Here is a 21,128-nt window from a genome sequence, read left to right on the forward strand (position 1 = left end):
AATCGTTAAGAAACTTGAAACAGGATACGAAGGGCTCCCTTTATGGGGGCCCTTTTTGATATGTACAGAAGAAATAATGAAAGCTTCAAAATCTAGGATGTACAGCCTGTTTTCTGAGTAATATAATGGGAAATAACATGAGAAACCGGGACTATGGTCTTGTATTGTCATCATCTTAAGAAGAACGATGAGTGAGGGGAATCGGTATGGGATTAATTACCCTGTCAGAAGTCAAACCAGGACTAAAATTGGGAAGTGATGTGCAGACGTCACGTGGCAATGTGTTGCTTCAAAAGGGTAAAATTATTTTACCTAAAGATATGGAAGTCCTCAGGGCGTTTTTGATTCATCAGGTGGACATCGAACAAGAGAGGACAGGAACTAGCAGTGGAGGTTCAAAAGGAGTAACTGGACCCAGCGGAGCATTAGGAACAGCCGTCGCAGAGAAGAATGGGGAACGGACAAGTACAATAGTTTCAGCCCCAGTTATTACACTTCAGGATGAATACGAGAAAATGGTTACGTTGACTAAAAACGCGTTTCTCTCCTCATTAGCTGCTGAATTGCCCGTTTATGAGTTACGGACACAGCTAGAGGCTTTGTTCATACATCTCAAACAATATAATGTGCTTACCTTCAGTCCACGCAATATGAAAGAGCATGATTATGTATATCACCATGCTGTGCTAAGCGCGATCACATCCTATCAACTGGCTCAGTGGATCGATCTCCCCTCCAAGGACTGGATGCAGGTTGCCTTTGCTGGATTGTTCCATGATATCGGTAATAACAAGGTTGATCCGCAGATTCTCCATAAACCTTCTTCTCTGACAGCGGAGGAGCAAGAGGAGATCAGGCAACACACCAAGTATGGTTATCAGATTCTTAAACAGGCTAAGGCCATCAATGAAGGTGCGAGACTTGCAGCACTGCAGCATCACGAAAAAGTGGATGGATCGGGTTATCCCTTGCAACTTACCGGGACACAGATTCATATCTATGCCAAAATCGTAGCTATCGCAGATATTTTCCATGCAATGACCCTAGAGAAGATTTATCGTAAGGCTCAATCTCCATATCTGGTTCTGGAACAAATTCAAAGTGAGGCGTTTGGTAAACTGGAACCTTCTATTGTGAATATGTTTGTGCAACGCTCCACTCAGATTCATAATGGAATACGGGTGAAACTGAGTAATAACCAGATTGGGGAAATTATTTTCTCAGATCGAGATCATCCTACTCGGCCAATGGTATCTGTAGAAGGATCGATCATCAATCTGATGCAACAAAGACAGTTATATATTCAAGAAGTATTAGGTTAGAAGCATAGTTGGATTTGTTGTGTGAAGACCTTCTCATAACGAGAGGGTCTTTTTTTAATATGGTAGTTAAAAGTTTAACGTTTATGAGTATATTTGGTTATCAAATGAGTCCAAATATAGTTTAGTGTTAAGTAATAAAAGAAACTAGAAAAAACACTTGCATTAAAATTCTCTACATGGTATATTCTAATTCCGGCCAAGAAAACACAGTTTAGACGGTGCGGCAAGCCAATAAAAACAAGCTTCGAAAGAAACTTAAAAAAAGTGCTTGCAAAGTTGGTTCGGAAATGATATGATATAAAAGTTACTGAAGCGAATGACTGACGGTGACTGAATATGTTTGATCTTTGAAAACTGAACAACGAGTGAGTAAACATTCTGCTTGCAGAATGACGTGAAGGTTTTTGGTACATGCCATCTGGCTGTATGAAAACTGGAACACAAATGAGATTTTTAATCTCGTCAGATTCAAAATGAGCTTATCGCTCTTTTCAATACCCCGATGAGTTTCACCGCGTTTAACGACGCTGACGAAATTCATCTTTATTGGAGAGTTTGATCCTGGCTCAGGACGAACGCTGGCGGCATGCCTAATACATGCAAGTCGAGCGGACTTGAAGAGAAGCTTGCTTCTCTGATAGTTAGCGGCGGACGGGTGAGTAACACGTAGGCAACCTGCCCTCAAGCTTGGGACAACTACCGGAAACGGTAGCTAATACCGAATACTTGTTTTCTTCGCCTGAAGAGAACTGGAAAGACGGAGCAATCTGTCACTTGGGGATGGGCCTGCGGCGCATTAGCTAGTTGGTGAGGTAACGGCTCACCAAGGCGACGATGCGTAGCCGACCTGAGAGGGTGATCGGCCACACTGGGACTGAGACACGGCCCAGACTCCTACGGGAGGCAGCAGTAGGGAATCTTCCGCAATGGGCGAAAGCCTGACGGAGCAATGCCGCGTGAGTGATGAAGGTTTTCGGATCGTAAAGCTCTGTTGCCAGGGAAGAACGCTTGAGAGAGTAACTGCTCTCAAGGTGACGGTACCTGAGAAGAAAGCCCCGGCTAACTACGTGCCAGCAGCCGCGGTAATACGTAGGGGGCAAGCGTTGTCCGGAATTATTGGGCGTAAAGCGCGCGCAGGCGGTCATGTAAGTCTGGTGTTTAATCCCGGGGCTCAACCCCGGATCGCACTGGAAACTGTGTGACTTGAGTGCAGAAGAGGAGAGTGGAATTCCACGTGTAGCGGTGAAATGCGTAGAGATGTGGAGGAACACCAGTGGCGAAGGCGACTCTCTGGGCTGTAACTGACGCTGAGGCGCGAAAGCGTGGGGAGCAAACAGGATTAGATACCCTGGTAGTCCACGCCGTAAACGATGAGTGCTAGGTGTTAGGGGTTTCGATACCCTTGGTGCCGAAGTTAACACATTAAGCACTCCGCCTGGGGAGTACGGTCGCAAGACTGAAACTCAAAGGAATTGACGGGGACCCGCACAAGCAGTGGAGTATGTGGTTTAATTCGAAGCAACGCGAAGAACCTTACCAGGTCTTGACATCCAACTAACGAGGCAGAGATGCGTTAGGTGCCCTTCGGGGAAAGTTGAGACAGGTGGTGCATGGTTGTCGTCAGCTCGTGTCGTGAGATGTTGGGTTAAGTCCCGCAACGAGCGCAACCCTTATATTTAGTTGCCAGCACTTCGGGTGGGCACTCTAGATAGACTGCCGGTGACAAACCGGAGGAAGGTGGGGATGACGTCAAATCATCATGCCCCTTATGACCTGGGCTACACACGTACTACAATGGCCGGTACAACGGGCTGCGAAATCGCGAGATGGAGCCAATCCCAACAAAGCCGGTCTCAGTTCGGATTGCAGGCTGCAACTCGCCTGCATGAAGTCGGAATTGCTAGTAATCGCGGATCAGCATGCCGCGGTGAATACGTTCCCGGGTCTTGTACACACCGCCCGTCACACCACGAGAGTTTATAACACCCGAAGTCGGTGGGGTAACCGCAAGGAGCCAGCCGCCGAAGGTGGGATAGATGATTGGGGTGAAGTCGTAACAAGGTAGCCGTATCGGAAGGTGCGGCTGGATCACCTCCTTTCTATGGAGAATCGTTTCCCGCGTGGAAACATTCAAATATGCAGCTCAGCTGCAAACCACTCACTCGTTGCTCAGTTTTGAGAGCTCAAACTCTCAAACTTCTCGTTTATTCGACCGACACATCCGTGAACGGCCCGAACGAAACGATTTGTTCTTTGAAAACTAGATATCGAAACGAAACAAACGCGAATTAGAACATTCCTTTAAGCTGATCTTGTGTAAACAAGTGAAGTGTTTTATAAGGTAGATTGCTGGAGCGAGTGATCGAAATGGAACGACTTTTGGCTTTGCGCAAGCAAACCAAGGGAAGTGACAGCTCGAACACGAGCGCAATGGTTAAGCTACTAAGAGCACACGGAGGATGCCTAGGCGCTAGGAGCCGATGAAGGACGTGGCGAACAACGAAACTGCCTCGGGGAGCTGTAAGCAAGCTTTGATCCGGGGATGTCCGAATGGGGAAACCCAGCTGGGGTAATATCCAGTTACTCTTGTCTGAATACATAGGGCAAGTAGAGGCATACCAGGGGAACTGAAACATCTAAGTACCCTGAGGAAGAGAAAACAATAGTGATTCCGTCAGTAGCGGCGAGCGAACGCGGAGAAGCCCAAACCAAAGAGCTTGCTCTTTGGGGTTGTGGGACGTCTCACATGGAGTTACAAAGGAACCGGTTAAGCGAAGAGGTCTGGAAAGGCCCGCCAAAGAAGGTAAAAGCCCTGTAATTGAAAGTCTGTTCCCTCCGAGACGGATCCCGAGTAGTGCGGGGCACGTGAAACCCCGTATGAATCCGGCAGGACCATCTGCCAAGGCTAAATACTTCCTAGCGACCGATAGTGAAGCAGTACCGTGAGGGAAAGGTGAAAAGCACCCCGGAAGGGGAGTGAAATAGAACCTGAAACCGTGTGCTTACAAAAAGTCAGAGCCCGTTTTAGGGGTGATGGCGTGCCTTTTGTAGAATGAACCGGCGAGTTACGTTCCCGTGCAAGGTTAAGGTGAAGAGCCGGAGCCGCAGCGAAAGCGAGTCTGAATAGGGCGAATGAGTACGTGGACGTAGACCCGAAACCGGGTGATCTACCCCTGTCCAGGGTGAAGGTGCGGTAACACGCACTGGAGGCCCGAACCCACGCATGTTGAAAAATGCGGGGATGAGGTGGGGGTAGCGGAGAAATTCCAATCGAACTCGGAGATAGCTGGTTCTCCCCGAAATAGCTTTAGGGCTAGCCTCGGAAAACAGAGTCGTGGAGGTAGAGCACTGATTGGGTGCGGGGCCCGCAAGGGTTACCAAGCTCAGTCAAACTCCGAATGCCATAGACTTACTTCCGGGAGTCAGACAGTGAGTGCTAAGATCCATTGTCAAAAGGGAAACAGCCCAGACCATCAGCTAAGGTCCCCAAGTGTGTGTTAAGTGGGAAAGGATGTGGAGTTGCACAGACAACCAGGATGTTGGCTTAGAAGCAGCCACCATTGAAAGAGTGCGTAATAGCTCACTGGTCGAGTGACTCTGCGCCGAAAATGTAACGGGGCTAAACACACCACCGAAGCTATGGCTTGATGCTTGCATCAGGGGTAGGGGAGCGTTGTATAAGGGTTGAAGGTGTACCGTAAGGAGCGCTGGACATTATACAAGTGAGAATGCCGGTATGAGTAACGAAAAGATCAGTGAGAATCTGATCCGCCGAAAGCCTAAGGGTTCCTGAGGAAGGCTCGTCCGCTCAGGGTAAGTCGGGACCTAAGGCGAGGCCGAAAGGCGTAGTCGAAGGACAACAGGTCGAAATTCCTGTACCACCGTAAATCGTTACGAGCGATGGGGGGACGCAGTAGGGTAGTGACGCAGGCTGATGGATGCCTGTCCAAGCAGTAAGGCTGGTTAGTAGGCAAATCCGCTAACCGTAAGGCTGAGCTGTGATGGGGAGTGAAAATTACAGTAGCGAAGGTCATGATCTCACACTGCCAAGAAAAGCCTCTAGCCAGATGAAGGTGCCCGTACCGCAAACCGACACAGGTAGGCGAGAAGAGAATTCTAAGGCGCGCGGAAGAACTCTCGTTAAGGAACTCGGCAAAATGACCCCGTAACTTCGGGAGAAGGGGTGCCCCGGTAGTGTGAATAGCACGAGGGGGCCGCAGTGAAAAGGCCCAAGCGACTGTTTAGCAAAAACACAGGTCTGTGCGAAGCCGTAAGGCGAAGTATACGGGCTGACGCCTGCCCGGTGCTGGAAGGTTAAGGGGAGTGGTTAGGGAGTAATCCCGAAGCTGTGAACCGAAGCCCCAGTAAACGGCGGCCGTAACTATAACGGTCCTAAGGTAGCGAAATTCCTTGTCAGGTAAATTCTGACCCGCACGAATGGCGTAACGACTTGGGCGCTGTCTCAACGAGAGATCCGGTGAAATTTTAATACCTGTGAAGATGCAGGTTACCCGCGACAAGACGGAAAGACCCCATGGAGCTTTACTGCAGCTTGATATTGAATTTGGGTACGATCTGTACAGGATAGGTGGGAGCCTTTGAAGCGTGAGCGCCAGCTTGCGTGGAGGCACCGTTGGGATACCACCCTGATCGTATCTAGGTTCTAACCTGGTACCGTAAACCGGTGCGGGGACAGTGTCAGGTGGGCAGTTTGACTGGGGCGGTCGCCTCCTAAAGAGTAACGGAGGCGCCCAAAGGTTCCCTCAGAATGGTTGGAAATCATTCGAAGAGTGCAAAGGCATAAGGGAGCTTGACTGCGAGACCTACAAGTCGAGCAGGGACGAAAGTCGGGCTTAGTGATCCGGTGGTACCGCATGGAAGGGCCATCGCTCAACGGATAAAAGCTACCCTGGGGATAACAGGCTTATCTCCCCCAAGAGTCCACATCGACGGGGAGGTTTGGCACCTCGATGTCGGCTCATCGCATCCTGGGGCTGAAGTAGGTCCCAAGGGTTGGGCTGTTCGCCCATTAAAGCGGTACGCGAGCTGGGTTCAGAACGTCGTGAGACAGTTCGGTCCCTATCTGTCGTGGGCGTAGGAAATTTGAGAGGAGCTGTCCTTAGTACGAGAGGACCGGGATGGACGTACCGCTGGTGTACCAGTTGTTCCGCCAGGAGCACCGCTGGGTAGCTATGTACGGACGGGATAAGCGCTGAAAGCATCTAAGCGTGAAGCCCCCCTCAAGATGAGATTTCCCAGTATGTAAGACCCCTTGAAGACGACGAGGTAGATAGGCTGGGGGTGGAAGTGCAGTAATGCATGGAGCTGACCAGTACTAATCGGTCGAGGGCTTATCCAATAGCAAGTTTTGATCGCGTGCGTTTCGTTTCGAATCTAGTTTTCAGAGAACAACACTCTGAATGAAGTGAAAATCGGTACATCACGGAATGTGTGTATGATTTTCAGTTCTGATTGATATGGAAGAAGCTATGCTTCGACCAATCGCGTTTGGTGGCGATGGCGGAGGGGTTCCACACGTACCCATCCCGAACACGACCGTTAAGCCCTCTAGCGCCGATGGTACTTGGACCGCAGGGTCCTGGGAGAGTAGGACGCCGCCAAGCAAAGAACCACTGCCGATGATGTTCGGTGGTGGTTTTTATTTTGTTCATTTATATGAAAGTATAAGAGATAGCTCCTATCAAAGCGTAAAGCTCTGACAGCTTCGTTATGGGAAGGTAACATTTTTGTTACGGATGGCAGGGATAAAACCAGTATAATAGGACTATGTTAAATATGCTAAAAGTACCTGACCGAAGAGCTGGATTGTGCAGCTGTGAAAAGGAGGGTGTGTGTGTTAAGTTGGCGGAGAGTTGGACTCCACTCGCTTCTGTTGCTTTGTCTGGTAATTGTTCTTGCAGGATGCGGTGAAGCTTCAGGATCTGTATGGATCTCATATGAAGGTGCAGTTAACGAAAAGAGTTTCCCTGTACCCAAAGTAGCAAATAAATCTGACCAGTCCGAAAACAATTCGGATATGGATTATGTTCGATATACGTTGTCTGGAATCAGTGAAAGCACAAGTTTGCCTGAGGTATATCTTAACGAGATTAAAAGTTGGGGTTGGACAGAAAGGCAAGCAAAGCGTTCATCGAATGCTTCAAGTAACGTTCATGTTTTCTCAAAGGATGGCCATATTGTACAGTTGGCTGTGCATGATGGTTCGTTTACGTTAATGGTTCCCAGAAATGAAACGACCCAGACGACAGTAAAGTCACTGGAAGAAGAGAACTAACGTATTGTTTGAAAGCGTACGAGTTAACATTGTGATGTTCTTATAAAGTGAAGTTCTCATCAATACGATGAGGGCTTTTTTTGTGTTACTACAAGTTGAAAGATTCCAGTACATGCGAATTTTGTTAGATATAAGTTATATTGAAGGCTCGAGTGAGTTAGCGGAGCTGAGTAATCATTCAAAATGGATAAGGATGAACACACTTATATTTGTGGATAGAAGAGAGGAGAGAATAAAAAGGTTATCCACTGTGGATAACCTTTTCAGAGAAGGACAACGAATAGAACTATTTTTTACTGTAAGTAATAAGAGACATCTTGATCATTTAATTTAATAAGACCGTCTTTACGTCCACGAGATAGAATGAGTATTACGTATAAGCGAGGTCCGAGTAACCACAGATGCCAGAATATAAGGGAAAGCGTGAATGAGACTGGAGACCATAGCATGCACACGGTAATGATACACAATCCAATCCAGCTCATATTCAGGTGAACTCGGACAAACATGCGGTAACTAAAGTGCTGATCTGGTATATATCCAAACCAAGGCATACGCAAGTTCCAGTGCCAACGCTTGGCATACGAGGTGCGAACGAGTAACAATATAGTTCTGGCAATGACATAATGGATCCAGACGGTAATCGGCCCTGCCAGTAAAAAGAAGAAGAGGCCGTTCCAGGAGAAGGCAAGCAGATTAAAGATGAGCATGATAACAGGTAGACACAGGTAGCTGTATATAACGCTACGAGCGATAGCTTTTTTTTTCAGAAGGCGATACTGATAAAAGGTTGCCTTATTCTCCGGTTCGGCGATCATACGATTTTAAATCCTCCTTCAAATTTACGAGTACGTGATAGATTGGTGTATACATATGTATGGAAAGATAAAGGTGTTGATGAAATAATTATTGTCGCAGAAAGATTTTGTTATCGTTATCATATCTTATATATCGGCTGAAATTCCAAGTTTTTTTAAGGTTATTATATCGTAGTTTGAATCAGTTTGAATCTGCATGAAGAAATCCCTTGTTGTTTCATGGAAGCGGGAGAGGTTGCAGGGTCAAGAATAAACGTGACTTGGGACAGTACTATGTATATTTTCTGTACAGACACCTATTAAGGGATAGGCGAATATATATATTTTATAGAAAGAAAGCACTATGAAAATGTTTAAAATAATAGAAACTGTGCAATACTGATAGTAAACGTAAAACAAGGTGGGATGGTTCATGGAAGAACATGCCGAACACACATGTATCATTTGCGAGCAACGGAAGAGAGAAGGCATTTTTATTGTATCTGAATTCATATGTGATGCTTGTGAAGCAGAGATGGTTCACACCGATGCCCAGGATGCGAAGTATAACTTTTTTATTCATCAGATGAAACAGATTTGGGTGCAAAAGAACGCTTAAAGGACGTTATATGCTTCACTGTGAAGTTAGAAATTTATATGATCAATATGAATGATTATATAGGGGCCCGAGAGGCCTTTTTTTGTTGGAGAGGGGACTACCTTGTCTGACTTGTGCAGAAAGCGTATGCTGAAATAAAGAATGGAGATGCATGTTTTACGAAAATAACAGTTACAGGATGGATATCTTATGAATGAACATAATACATCAGGTGTAGGAAAAAAAAGGGCTCCATTATATGAAGCATTGCTCGCATATCGTGATTCGAAGCAGCGTTCATTTCATGTGCCAGGACATAAAAATGGACAAGTCTATCATCAATGGATGAATCAATCCGAGGGGACAGAAGATGCTCTGCAAAAAGGGATAGTAGATCATACAGAAACCGGGGATATTTTAGGAAGAGAACAAAGGAGACAGGAGGAAAATGTAAAAGAGGGAGAACAGACTGTTTTTTCGGCAGATTATTCCTTGAAGGATACAGATCAATCCAGACATGTTGTACCCGTACGTGCTTATCTGGACATGATGGAGATGGATGTTACGGAGATTACGGGTACGGATGATCTTCACCATCCTGAGGGAGTGATCAAGGAAGCACAGGACTTGGCGGCGGATTGTTTTGGTGCAGAGGAAAGTTTCTTTCTAGTTGGAGGAAGTACAGCAGGCAACCTGTCTTTATTACTAACGATCTGTGATGAGCCAGGCAGTATTGTGCTGGTGCAGCGTAACGTACATAAATCGGTTATTCATGGACTGATGTTAGCTGGCGCAAGGGCAGTATTTCTGGAGCCGTGGGTTGACCCTGAATCTGGACTTGCTGTCATGCCGTCCATTGAGACGGTTCAGGCTGCTGTCCAGATGTATCCTGAGGCAAAGGGTGTATTTGTCACGTTGCCAAATTATTATGGCATGGGTGCGGATCTGACGCCCATTGTCGAGGTTTGCCACGAGGCAAGCATGCCACTACTCGTGGATGAAGCGCATGGCGCCCATTATGGGCAGCATCCGGAGCTGCCTGTGTCTGCACTGTCCTGCGGAGCGGACGGTGTAGTGCAGTCGACGCATAAGATGCTGGCCGCATTCACCATGGGAGCCATGTTGCACATTCAGGGGCCGAGATTGAATCGGCCCCTGCTTCAGCAACGTCTGGCCATGGTGCAAAGCTCAAGCCCATCCTACCCGGTGATGGCTTCGCTTGATCTATCGCGCCGGCTATTGCATGTGCACGGCGCCGATGCCTTCACGGCAGGGCTTGCTGCCGTGAAGGCATTGAAGCGCGGTCTCGCGGAGCTACCGCGCTTCCAGTTGTTGCAGCCTGCGGATTCGCTGCAACAGGAGCCGGCCTACGGCAATGAAAATCCGACGGCGCTGCCTGGCCGCCAAGGATACACCGCTCAGGACCCATTCAAGGTCCTCATATATGACGACACAGGGATACTGAGCGGTTATGGGCTGCAGCAACAGCTGGAAGCTTGCGGCTGCGTGCCAGAGATGAGCGACGAACGGTACGTCGTCCTGCTCTTCAGTCTTGGCTCCACATTGCAGGATGCGGAGCATGTGTTACAGGCTTTACGGCATATTAACGTTGCCTACAAGCTAGAGCATTCACTGGAGTCAACTGCGCCTGTTAGGACGGCTTCTCAAACTCAGACTGATCCTCCAATCTATGTTTCCACGTGGAACATTATAGAAGATCATGAACGCTTATCAGAGCCTGTTGCTTTCTCCCTGCAACCGATAATAGAGAGGGATACGATCGTAGTTCCAATCGAAGACTGCGCAGGATATCGGTCGGCGGAGATGGTTATTCCATATCCTCCAGGTATTCCACTGGTGTATCCCGGCGAGCGAATAAGTTCAAAGATTGCTGAGCGAATTCGAATTCTACGCGATGGAGGAGCCAAATTTCAGGGGATCTCAGATCATATGTATCAGAAAATAAAAGTCATGAAACCTGAGTCATAGAAAAAGTAATCTTGTAGCTCCCAGCGAGCAGTGCCCTGCTTCATGACAAGGGGGGGCTTGAAACTAAGTCGTATGGTTGAAAAAGGACTAACGTTTCATGTTGGAGGAAAAGCCACCTTATAGTATGATAGAAAGAAAAACTAGCTTGGTTTATTTTTGTGTTATTAAATGCAGTTGTTTAACAAGACACCTCTGGGCGAAGGAAATCATATCTTGAAGCAAGAGGGTCTAGGCACATGCATAATAGCCATGAATGGATGCAGCAATGAATACAGAAAGCAGGGAAGCATATGCAGGGCAGAGGTAAATTCATTACGCTGGAAGGAGGAGAGGGATCGGGGAAAACAACGATGATCGGCAGGATCGGTTCGTATTTTGAAAAACGGGGTATACCCTACGTAGTCACAAGAGAGCCTGGCGGAATTGAGATTGCAGAAAAAATACGTAGTATCATCCTCGATCCTCTTCATACGGCGATGGATGCACGAACCGAAGCACTGCTCTATGCTGCGGCACGCAGTCAGCATCTGGCGGAGAAGGTAGAGCCTGCACTGGAAGCTGGCAAAACCGTGATTTGTGATCGGTTTGTAGATAGTAGCCTGGCCTATCAAGGGTATGCTCGAGGCCTCGGAATTGAGAATGTATGGGCAATCAATCGTTTTGCCATTGGAGATCTGATGCCGGACATGACACTTTATCTGGACATTGAGCCAGAACAGGGGCTTGGCCGAATTGAAGCTCATGATGGTCGTGAAGTCAATCGTCTTGATCTGGAGAACCTGGAATTCCATCGCAAAGTACGTGAAGCTTACTTCTTGCTTCAGAAACAGTTTCCGGAGCGTATCCAAGTTATTGATGCTTCACAGGCCCCGGATGAGGTAGAGAAAGCGATGATTTTGTCGCTAGAAGCCGGGATTTTGAAGGATTTTGACGAGTAATTGTCTAATATATAGACAGGGCATGTTGTTAGAAGTGCTTATTATAAAGGAGGTTATGCAGGATGAAACTGATTGTTGCGATTATACAGGATAAAGACAGCAACCGATTATCCAGCGCATTGGTCAAAGCGAATTTTCGGGCAACCAAGCTTGCCAGTACCGGTGGATTTTTGAAGGCAGGCAACACGACGTTTATGATCGGTGTCGATGATAGTCAAGTCGAATCCGTTATGAATGTCATTCGCAGCAGCTGTAAGGTTCGTGAACAGCTTGTAACTCCGGTTACACCGATGAGCGGAACGACCGACTCTTACCTGCCGCTGCCTGTTGAGGTCCAAGTTGGTGGAGCAACTGTATTTGTTCTTCCAGTAGATCGTTTCGAGCATTTCTAATCCGGTTTCGCAGATGAACTCCATGAGTGTTTTTCATTTATCGATAGCATGACTGCATCTTGCATGATGATAACGAAGGATGTAAAAGGACGTATCCGGTATGCATACGTGCCACTTATGGAGCGCCCTTCTTGATGACAAGAACCGGCACACTCTCTCCCAAAGGAGACTTTATTCCGAAATAATATGCTTCTTCTGGGAGAGGCGACTTAGAATACAATCGTAGATAAGACTATCTTTCTACCATTATATATACAGTATATCTCAACCTATAAGGTCCATCTTACGCACAGGCGCAATGCGCTCTGTGCTGATGTGCGATTGGCCTAACGATGATAGAAAGCAGGCGTGTCCATGAAAATCAATCCTGGATTCAGACCGCTACAGACTGGAATCAATACGAATGATTCAGGCTCAAAGCCGGTTCAATCCAAAAACTTCTCTGATATGATGAATCACCAGGGAGAACGTGCTTCCCAAGCAGAGCTCAACCGCCGATTAAGCGAAATCCAGCTTCAGGGTGATCGTTTGGCTCGATCCATGACGATTCGTGAACTGAAAGCATATAAACAGCTTGTCAAAAGATTTCTGGAAGAGACGGTCCGCCGTGGTGTATCTATGAAAGAGACAAGGGGTTGGGATCGCCGGGGCAGGGGTAAACGATATAAGCTTATTGATGAGATTGACTCTGCTCTGTTATCTATGGCAGATGAATTACTGGATACAGAAGAGGGGAAAATCTCTCTTTTGCAACAAGTAGGAGAAATTCGGGGAATGCTTATTAATTTAAGCTTCTGAGGAGGAAGTATGTCCTTTCAACAGATTATGGGTCAGCAGGCAGCCAAGCAATTGTTACAGAGCAGTTTGAGACGTCAGGCCATCAGTCATGCATATTTGTTTAGCGGTCCATCTGGAAGTGGGCAGTTACAGACAGCAATGGCGTTTGCCAAGGCAATCTTCTGCACAGAGCTTGAGGATGACGCTTGCGGGCAATGTCTTGAATGCCGCAAAGTAGAACATGGAAACCATCCAGACCTGACGATGCTTGCGCCGGATGGAAATAACATTAAAATAGATCAGATTCGGGATTTGCAACGCATTTTCTCTTACCGTTCAGAGGCGGGACATCCCAAAGTATATATTATAGAGCAAGCTGAGAAAATGACGGTTCAAGCGGCAAACAGCTTGTTGAAGTTTCTGGAGGAACCTCAAGTTCCGGCGGTTGGAATTCTGATTACAGATAATGGACAAGCCATGTTGCCTACCATTCGCTCACGTTCTCAGATGGTGCCGTTCAGTGCACTGAATCCGGAGGAAATGCTTCAATCGTTGATCGAGGAAGGTTATCCTGCGAATCTTGCACGGTCTGCCGTCCATTTAGCGTCAGGATTGGAAGCATGTAGAGAAATTCTCCAGCAGAATTGGTTTGCAGAAATTAGAAACGTAATGTTACAATTAGGGAAGGAGTCCCTGGGCAGAGGAAGTACATCTTTGATCTCGGCACAGCAGAAGCTTTTCAAAACAGGACTCTCGGAACACCTGGACATGCTGCTTAGTTTGTTCCATTTGTGGTTTAGGGACATGCTGTATGTTCAGTATGGTAGGCATGAACATATCGTTTTTATAGATCAGTTAGACATGCTGTCTCAGTTGGCACATACCCGCAGCACAGAGCAGTGGGTCTCCTATATGGATTTGGCCGCGGCATGCAGAAAAAAATTGCGTTTTAATGTCAATGGCCAGCTTTGTCTGGAGCAATTTTTGATCGGTTTGGCATAAGAGTGGAGGATCGCGTGAGTTCCAATCCTATGCAAACGGTTATAACTTCGGCGGGTTCCATAAGAAGTCAGGGCTTCAGACGAAGTGGGGTTGGCTTACAAGGGGGTTAATTTTTTGTACAGTGTAGTGGGTGTCCGTTTCAAAAAGGCGGGCAAAATTTATTACTTCGATCCCCTGGACCTTCCCATTGAGAAAGAAAACTGCGTGATCGTGGAAACGGCGCGAGGGGTTGAGTATGGTAAGGTTGTCGTGGGCAAGAAGGAAGTGGGCGAGGCTGATGTGGTTTTGCCGCTCAAAAAGGTTATCCGCGTTGCAGGCGATACAGATGCCCGTGTGGTGGATGAGAACAAGCGTGCAGCCAAAGAAGCATTCGGCACTTGTTTAAATAAAATCAGAGACCATGGCCTCAAAATGAAGCTGGTCGATGTAGAATTCACGTTTGATCGCAATAAAATTATTTTTTATTTTACAGCAGAGGGCAGAGTCGATTTCCGCGAGTTGGTCAAGGACCTGGCAAGCATCTTCCGGACACGAATTGAACTGAGACAGATTGGTGTTCGCGACGAAGCAAAAATGCTTGGTGGAATAGGGCCTTGCGGCCGTGTGTTGTGTTGCTCCTCTTGGCTGGGAGATTTTGAGCCTGTGTCTATCAAGATGGCTAAAGATCAGAGCCTGTCACTGAATCCGACGAAAATTTCAGGGTTGTGCGGAAGACTTATGTGCTGTCTGAAATTTGAGCATGATAATTACGAGAGCGTGAGAGAAGAGTTGCCAGCTGTAGGCAAACTGGTCGTCACCTCAATGGGTGAAGGCAAAGTTGTCGGAATTAATGCCGGTAACCGCACGGTGCATGTTCAACTGTTCGACATCAGTAAAGTCAAAGAACTTCCGCTGGATGACGTCGTTATCAAGTAAACCATAAAGGTTGCTTCGGGGTGGAAACTTGGAAAAGAAAAATCTGTTTACGCACATTCATGAAATGGAAACCCAAATGGGTCAGTTGCACGGTGATTTAGCAGAATTAAAAATGATTGTGAAAGAGTTGCTGGAAGATAATCAGCGGCTTACCATCGAAAATGAGCAGTTACGCAAACTGCTTAAGCGTGAAGCGCCAGCAGATCTGCCGATCTCATCTGCTCTTGCTCCTGTCGCAAGACCTGCGGGTCCAGCTCCAGGTGAAGATGTAGTGGGCGAGGGTTATGACAACCTGGCTCGGCTGTATCATGAAGGATTCCATATCTGCAATGTCTATTATGGACACTTGCGGACGGAAGGCGATTGTCTGTTCTGCCTGTCTTTTTTGAATAAATGAAGTGACCGTAGGGATTCCCTACGGTTTTTTTTCAAGGTTATAAACGTTTAACGTACCGGAGGATGAGAGTACCCTATGACAGACCAAGAAGTAATTTTAAAGGAATCGGAGCGGGTCGATGATCTGCTTTCTCATAATTTGCGAATTATTCAAAGTGATGAAGTGTTCAGTTTTTCTATGGATGCTGTATTGCTGGCCCGATTTGCTTCTGTGCCCAAAAGAGGACGTGTTCTGGATTTGTGCACAGGAAATGGGGTCGTGCCTATATTACTGACAACACGTACACAGGCAAGCCTGGAAGGCATTGAGATCCAGCCCAGATTGGCCGATATGGCACGCCGGAGTGTGCAGCTGAATGAATTGGGTGAGTCCATCCATATTCGTGAGGGAGATTTGCGCGAATTGGTTAAAGAAACAGGACATGCAGTATATGATGCCATTACGGTGAATCCCCCGTACATGCCGCTGAATGGAAGTGACCTCAAGATGAACACCCATCAGGCTATGGCACGTCACGAAATCGGATGTACCCTTGAGGAAGTCATCCAGGCATGCAGTCGTCTTGTGCGTAATGGTGGCAAAGTATCCATGGTTCATAGACCGCAACGCCTAGGTGAGATCATATCATTAATGCGCGAATACAAGCTGGAACCCAAACGTATTCGTATGGTGCACCCGCGTGCTCATCTGGAAGCGAACATGGTGTTAATTGAAGCGATGAAAGATGGCAAGCCGGAGGTACGCATGTTGCCGCCACTTATTGTTTACAATGAACAGGGAAGCTACTGTGATGAGATTATGGAGATCTACTATGGTCAGCAGGATGTTGAACGCTCGAAGGAAGGAGGAAACTAGATGTCTTTACAAGTGCAGAAAAGCTTTAATGAGCAGGCCGAACATGCAGGTAAGTTATATCTGGTTGGGACACCGATTGGAAACCTGGAGGATATGACCTTCCGGGCCATCAAGACGTTACAGGCCTGCGATATTATTGCCGCTGAAGATACTCGTCAGACGCGAAAGTTGCTCACTCATTTTGAGATTACACCTTCAATGTTGTTCAGCTATCATGAGCACAATAAGGGGGCAAGTGGCCCTGAACTGATACGCTATATAATAGAAGGAAAAAATTTGGCACTGGTAAGCGATGCCGGTTTACCGGCTATTTCTGACCCAGGTTCTGATCTGGTAAAGCTTGCAATTGAAGCCGGAATTACGGTCATACCGATTCCTGGTCCGAATGCAGCATTATCTGCACTGATCGTATCCGGATTACCTACGGAAAGGTTTACCTTTGGTGGTTTTTTGCCACGAGAGAAAAAGGACATACGTAAGGTGCTGGAAGCTTTCAATGAGTCCAATGGTACGTTGCTTTTCTATGAGTCCCCTCACCGGATTCGTAAAACGTTAATGCATCTGGAGGAAATTTTGGGCGAACGTTCCATTGTACTGGCTCGTGAGTTGACCAAACGGCATGAGGAATTTGTTAGAGGTAGTCTGAAGGAATGCATAGAGTGGCTCGAAGAGCACCCGCCTCTAGGTGAATATTGTTTGTTGGTTGAAGGAATCAGGGAAGAGGAACGTAAGGCTGAACGGGAAGCTTGGTGGCAGGTTTTGTCGCTGGAAGAACACGTGGAACACTATGAAAATGAAGGAAACAGTCGTAAAGATGCGATGAAAAAAACAGCAGTAGATCGAGGTTTGGCAAAACGGGACGTATATAATGCGTTAATTGGGTAGTCTAAAATTTTGAAAATACCAAATTTAGTTGTAATTACCTTAAAGAGAGATTAAAACCAAGCTTAATATAACCTTAAAATGTAAAAAGAGCAGCACACCAAAATGTGAAAGATATGTGTCTGCTCTTAAAGTTAGAAAAAAACCTTCCAAGGTGATATTACACCAGGAAGGCGATAAGGAAATATAAAAAGGTTAGAATTAACGATTTGAATAATTCCAGTATACTTGTTTTTCTTATTTTGCTACAGGTGCAGGGATTTCAGAAATACATTCGTTACAAACGATTTTACCTTTGAAGTAAGTTACGTTCTCAGCGTTACCACAGAAGATACAAGCTGGCTCGTATTTTTTGAGCATGATGCGCTCACCATCAACGTAGATTTCCAAAGCATCTTTTTCGCCAATACCGAGTGTACGACGCAATTCGATTGGAATAACTACCCGTCCCAGTTCATCCACTTTTCTTACAATACCTGTTGATTTCATCATTATAATCAGTGCTCCTCTCAGCTAACTATCATTGTCATTATTCGACATTATTTTATGTTTTATGATACCCATCATACCAACGATTCCCAAAACAGTCAACCTTAAAATTAGCTTAAAATAAAGGGTGTTTTTCTTAAGTTTGCTGGTGGTAAGGGATTGAAAGCAATTTTTCGTATTTAAACACTCATGTCAGCTTTGTCGATTTGGAAAACGACAAAAGTGCTTTATTCGACAAAATTCGTCATTACATGTCGAATTGTTGGTGAAAATTGAAGCTGGACGCGCTATTCTTTATGGCAAGAGAACAATTTATAAGGAGTGAATCGAAATGGAACATCGTTTGACGGAAGAAAAAGTATTTAAAGATCCGGTACATAATTATATTCATGTGCAAGAACCGATTATATGGCAATTGATCAATACACCTGAATTTCAGAGGCTACGCCGCATTCGTCAATTAGGGACATCTTATCTTACTTTTCACGGGGCAGAGCACAGTCGGTTCTCCCATTCGTTAGGTGTATACGAAATTACCCGAAAAATCATCTCTCAGTTTGAACGTAGCCACTATTCGGACTGGCCCAAGGAAGAAAAGCTGGTGACGTTGTGCGCCGCCTTACTTCATGATCTCGGACATGGACCATTCTCTCATTCAATTGAAGAGGCTTTTGACATGAATCATGAGGATTGGACATGCCGCATTATCAAGGGTGATACCGAAGTAGGGGCGATTCTAAGACGGTATGCTCCTGATTTTGATGAAAAAGTGGCTTCCGTTATCCAGAAGACGTATGATAAACCGATTGTCGTGAACCTGGTAACCAGTCCGCTTGATGCAGACCGAATGGATTACTTGCTCAGGGATGCCTACTTTACAGGAGTTAATTATGGCACGATCGACTTGGATCGTATTCTGCGCATGCTGCGTCCATTTCATGGACGAATTGTAGTTAAAGAGTCTGGTATGCATGCTGTGGAAGACTATCTGATGTCACGATACCAGATGTATTGGCAGATTTACTTCCATCCTGTGACGCGTAGCTCCGAGATTATATTGCGACAAATCTTTAAGCGGGCAAAAGAACTTGTGAAGCAAGGCTTTCCATACCGTTTCATGGTAGAGCCACTGCCCAAACTGTTTGAAGGAGAAATTTCAGTTCATGAATATCTGCAGCTTGATGAATCGTTAATTCAAACAGCCTTTATGCAGTGGCGTAAGGAGGACGATTCTGTTCTAAGCGAGTTGTGCGAACGTTTTATGGATCGCAGGTTATATAAGTATGTGGAACTTGAACAGATCGACTTGGACATCATTGAAGAGATTCGGGAAGCATTTGTACAAGCAGGATTGAATCCCGAGTACGATCTTGAAATTGATTTTCCGACGGATAATCCGTATGATGTGTTTCGTCCAGATCAATCCACAGATAAGCAAATTCTTCTGCTCGATCGGCAGGACAAGTTGCATGAGCTGTCAGAAGTTTCTGATATTGTTCGTTCCATCAGTGGACTTCATCTGGGCAAACATCATCTGTACTATCCGCAAAACAAGGTGGATGCCATCCTTCATGAATTACCGTCCCATATACGCCCCTATTTTCTATAAGCTTGAGTCGATGCAGCAGGGTGAAACATTTTGATATCAAAAGACTTTCTAAGAGAGCTATTTTACATGATACAGTAATCTGCTTTAATGGGGAGGATGTGTAGATCGACATAATTTTGTAATTCGAGTGAGTAATTATACAGTTTCTAACGCCTTTTCTTGCAAGATGTTGATTTGACTTTTTATTTTCCTTCTATATATAGTAGCTTGAGTGCTAAAACTGAAAATACTGAAATTGATGCTTGTCCCAATCATTTAATGATGCAAAAAAATAAATTTGAAATTCAAACGCAAGAATTCCTGTACAAGAATAAGAGGAGTTCCCATGAAAAAATCATCGGCATTTGACTTTCGACATGAAGGGAGAACGAGAAAGCATGTTATTCGACACACATACTCATCTGGATGCACCACAATTCGACGAAGACCGAGAGGACATGATTAAACGGGCCGTTCAGGCCGGAGTTACTCGCATGATTAATATCGGCTTTAATCGGGAGACGATTCCAACAACGATCAAACTGGCCGAAACGTATGATTTTATCCACGCAGCTGTAGGCTGGCACCCGGTGGATGCCATTACGATGCAAGAGGGAGATCTCGAATGGATTGCATCATTGTGCAAACATGAGAAAGTGGTAGCAATTGGCGAAATCGGTCTAGACTATCATTGGGACACTTCCCCTAAGGAGGTACAGCACCGCGTATTACGACAACAAATTGCATTGGCACGTGAATTGAGTATGCCTATCGTCATCCATAATCGGGATGCTCATGAGGACATTGTGCGTATTTTACGTGAGGAGAAGGCTGGTGAGGTTGGAGGTGTGATGCATTCTTTCTCTGGTAGCTGGGAAACGGCGAAAATGTGTCTGGATTTAGGGTTCCATCTGTCCTTCGGAGGACCGGTCACTTTCAAAAATGCCAAGCAACCGAAAGAGGTGCTCGCCAAGGTTCCGATGGATCGATTTTTCTTAGAAACGGACTCCCCGTATCTTACACCGCATCCTTATCGTGGAAAACGAAATGAGACAGCGCATGTACGTCTGGTTGCTGAAGTAGCTGCGGAAATTAAAGGCATTTCGGTAGAGGAAATTGCTGCAATTACCACCAAAAATGCCATGGAACGATTTGGGATTCGATAAGAAAACGAGTAAATCGGGTGAAAAAGGGAGATACAGAGAGGTAATTTGCTCTTTGTTTCGAATAATTGCAGAATATTACAATATTTTAACCAAATATTTAGAAAAACGTACTTGATCCGTGCTTTACAACATGCATCAAAACAGGATATCATCTTTTCAGTGAATTGTTGCGCGGAAAATTGGACAGATGTTCGGGGGATGAACAAAGGGACACTTTCCGATGAGACAACATTACTTTCATGAATCAATCTCGCTGAGTCTCCGTTAACGGAGAGCGGGGGAACCAATAGGGCTTAAACATCGGTGATTCTAGCCGGTGCGCATCGTTCGCTGACCCAAAAGCAGCGGAATGTTCTGCGAAGCCGTATTTGATTTCTTCTTTGGGTCTCGGGGTGAATTCAAGGGCGTCCGCCATGAGCGGGTGACCTAAGATAGGGCGGCTCTCTTTCGCCCGAACCCGACAGCTAACCTCGCAAGCGGAAAAAGAGAGGCAACCTCGTGCATGAATTTCCGATATTCAAAATCATTCGGAAGCCACGAAAGGGTCTCTTACACTCTTTCTTTGGCTTTTTTTGTTTTGAATAAAAGAAATATTGTCATCATACGGTATGTATTCAGGAGGATGACATCATGTTGCGAAGAGGGGTTCATGGTGCAGAACCGGTCATTATCTCTGATCTGTGTTCTGTAGAAAAATTGTTATAGTCGCGTCAAAGACATCATGCA

16 protein-coding genes, 3 rRNA genes and 1 riboswitch are annotated in these 21,128 nt (G+C 46.0%); of the genes, 17 read left to right on the top strand and 2 right to left on the bottom strand.

Features of this window, described 5'->3' with window-relative positions; translation table 11 throughout:
- Positions 1-206 precede the first annotated feature (206 nt).
- The 5 genes from MHI38_RS16330 to MHI38_RS16350 all read left to right on the top strand — a co-directional run bounded on the left by MHI38_RS16330 (position 207) and on the right by MHI38_RS16350 (position 7,617).
- Positions 207-1,322 (top strand): HD-GYP domain-containing protein, encoded by a 1,116-nt coding sequence (locus tag MHI38_RS16330; RefSeq protein WP_090923614.1) that lies wholly within the window; start codon positions 207-209, stop codon positions 1,320-1,322.
- Between the two features lie 543 nt (positions 1,323-1,865).
- Positions 1,866-3,421, top strand: a 16S ribosomal RNA gene (locus tag MHI38_RS16335).
- A 333-nt stretch (positions 3,422-3,754) separates the two neighbouring features.
- A 23S ribosomal RNA gene (locus MHI38_RS16340) occupies positions 3,755-6,681 on the top strand.
- A gap of 148 nt (positions 6,682-6,829) precedes the next feature.
- A 5S ribosomal RNA gene (gene rrf / locus MHI38_RS16345) occupies positions 6,830-6,946 on the top strand.
- The 16S, 23S and 5S rRNA genes sit together here, the layout of an rRNA operon.
- A gap of 230 nt (positions 6,947-7,176) precedes the next feature.
- A complete protein-coding gene (locus MHI38_RS16350) occupies positions 7,177-7,617 on the top strand; it encodes a hypothetical protein (protein WP_090924588.1) in 441 nt (146 codons plus the stop codon).
- Between the two features lie 293 nt (positions 7,618-7,910).
- Here the strand turns inward: MHI38_RS16350 and MHI38_RS16355 are convergent, their stop codons facing one another.
- Complete coding sequence (locus tag MHI38_RS16355; RefSeq protein WP_090924589.1) at positions 7,911-8,435, bottom strand: hypothetical protein; 525 nt, start codon at positions 8,433-8,435, stop codon at positions 7,911-7,913.
- Between the two features lie 412 nt (positions 8,436-8,847).
- Between MHI38_RS16355 and MHI38_RS16360 the strand changes: the two genes are divergently transcribed.
- The 10 genes from MHI38_RS16360 to rsmI all read left to right on the top strand — a co-directional run bounded on the left by MHI38_RS16360 (position 8,848) and on the right by rsmI (position 17,162).
- Entirely contained in the window at positions 8,848-9,033 is a 186-nt protein-coding gene (locus MHI38_RS16360; RefSeq protein ID WP_090924590.1) for a sigma factor G inhibitor Gin, read from the top strand.
- 189 nt (positions 9,034-9,222) lie between these two features.
- Entirely contained in the window at positions 9,223-11,001 is a 1,779-nt protein-coding gene (locus tag MHI38_RS16365; RefSeq protein WP_308723513.1) for an aminotransferase class I/II-fold pyridoxal phosphate-dependent enzyme, read from the top strand.
- A gap of 290 nt (positions 11,002-11,291) precedes the next feature.
- On the top strand, positions 11,292-11,939 hold the full coding sequence (tmk, locus tag MHI38_RS16370; protein WP_154892099.1) for a dTMP kinase: 648 nt from the start codon (positions 11,292-11,294) through the stop codon (positions 11,937-11,939).
- A 62-nt stretch (positions 11,940-12,001) separates the two neighbouring features.
- Positions 12,002-12,331, top strand: a complete 330-nt coding sequence (locus MHI38_RS16375) for a cyclic-di-AMP receptor (protein WP_047914178.1) — start codon at positions 12,002-12,004, stop codon at positions 12,329-12,331.
- 354 nt (positions 12,332-12,685) lie between these two features.
- On the top strand, positions 12,686-13,129 hold the full coding sequence (locus tag MHI38_RS16380; protein ID WP_090924593.1) for a YaaR family protein: 444 nt from the start codon (positions 12,686-12,688) through the stop codon (positions 13,127-13,129).
- A 9-nt stretch (positions 13,130-13,138) separates the two neighbouring features.
- A complete protein-coding gene (holB, locus tag MHI38_RS16385; protein WP_090924594.1) occupies positions 13,139-14,110 on the top strand; it encodes a DNA polymerase III subunit delta' in 972 nt (323 codons plus the stop codon).
- Between the two features lie 114 nt (positions 14,111-14,224).
- Positions 14,225-15,025 (top strand): PSP1 domain-containing protein, encoded by an 801-nt coding sequence (locus MHI38_RS16390; RefSeq protein WP_090924595.1) that lies wholly within the window; start codon positions 14,225-14,227, stop codon positions 15,023-15,025.
- 28 nt (positions 15,026-15,053) lie between these two features.
- The gene (locus tag MHI38_RS16395) at positions 15,054-15,422 is read left to right on the top strand and encodes an initiation-control protein YabA (RefSeq protein WP_090924596.1); all 369 of its coding nucleotides are present in this window, start codon (positions 15,054-15,056) and stop codon (positions 15,420-15,422) included.
- A 75-nt stretch (positions 15,423-15,497) separates the two neighbouring features.
- Positions 15,498-16,277: a tRNA1(Val) (adenine(37)-N6)-methyltransferase gene (locus MHI38_RS16400; RefSeq protein WP_154892098.1), complete on the top strand. Its 780-nt coding sequence runs from the start codon at positions 15,498-15,500 to the stop codon at positions 16,275-16,277.
- The gene (gene rsmI, locus MHI38_RS16405) at positions 16,278-17,162 is read left to right on the top strand and encodes a 16S rRNA (cytidine(1402)-2'-O)-methyltransferase (protein WP_154892097.1); all 885 of its coding nucleotides are present in this window, start codon (positions 16,278-16,280) and stop codon (positions 17,160-17,162) included.
- A gap of 234 nt (positions 17,163-17,396) precedes the next feature.
- Here the strand turns inward: rsmI and MHI38_RS16410 are convergent, their stop codons facing one another.
- Positions 17,397-17,651 (bottom strand): AbrB/MazE/SpoVT family DNA-binding domain-containing protein, encoded by a 255-nt coding sequence (locus MHI38_RS16410; RefSeq protein ID WP_017691383.1) that lies wholly within the window; start codon positions 17,649-17,651, stop codon positions 17,397-17,399.
- A gap of 328 nt (positions 17,652-17,979) precedes the next feature.
- Between MHI38_RS16410 and MHI38_RS16415 the strand changes: the two genes are divergently transcribed.
- Entirely contained in the window at positions 17,980-19,257 is a 1,278-nt protein-coding gene (locus tag MHI38_RS16415) for an HD domain-containing protein (protein WP_154892096.1), read from the top strand.
- 377 nt (positions 19,258-19,634) lie between these two features.
- Positions 19,635-20,402, top strand: coding sequence for a TatD family hydrolase (locus MHI38_RS16420; RefSeq protein WP_154892095.1), 768 nt, complete (start codon positions 19,635-19,637; stop codon positions 20,400-20,402).
- 241 nt (positions 20,403-20,643) lie between these two features.
- Positions 20,644-20,897: riboswitch (cyclic di-AMP (ydaO/yuaA leader) on the top strand.
- Positions 20,898-21,128 lie beyond the last annotated feature (231 nt).

Origin of the sequence: Paenibacillus sp. FSL K6-1558 (assembly GCF_038002565.1) — a bacterium.
GTDB lineage: Bacteria > Bacillota > Bacilli > Paenibacillales > Paenibacillaceae > Paenibacillus > Paenibacillus polysaccharolyticus.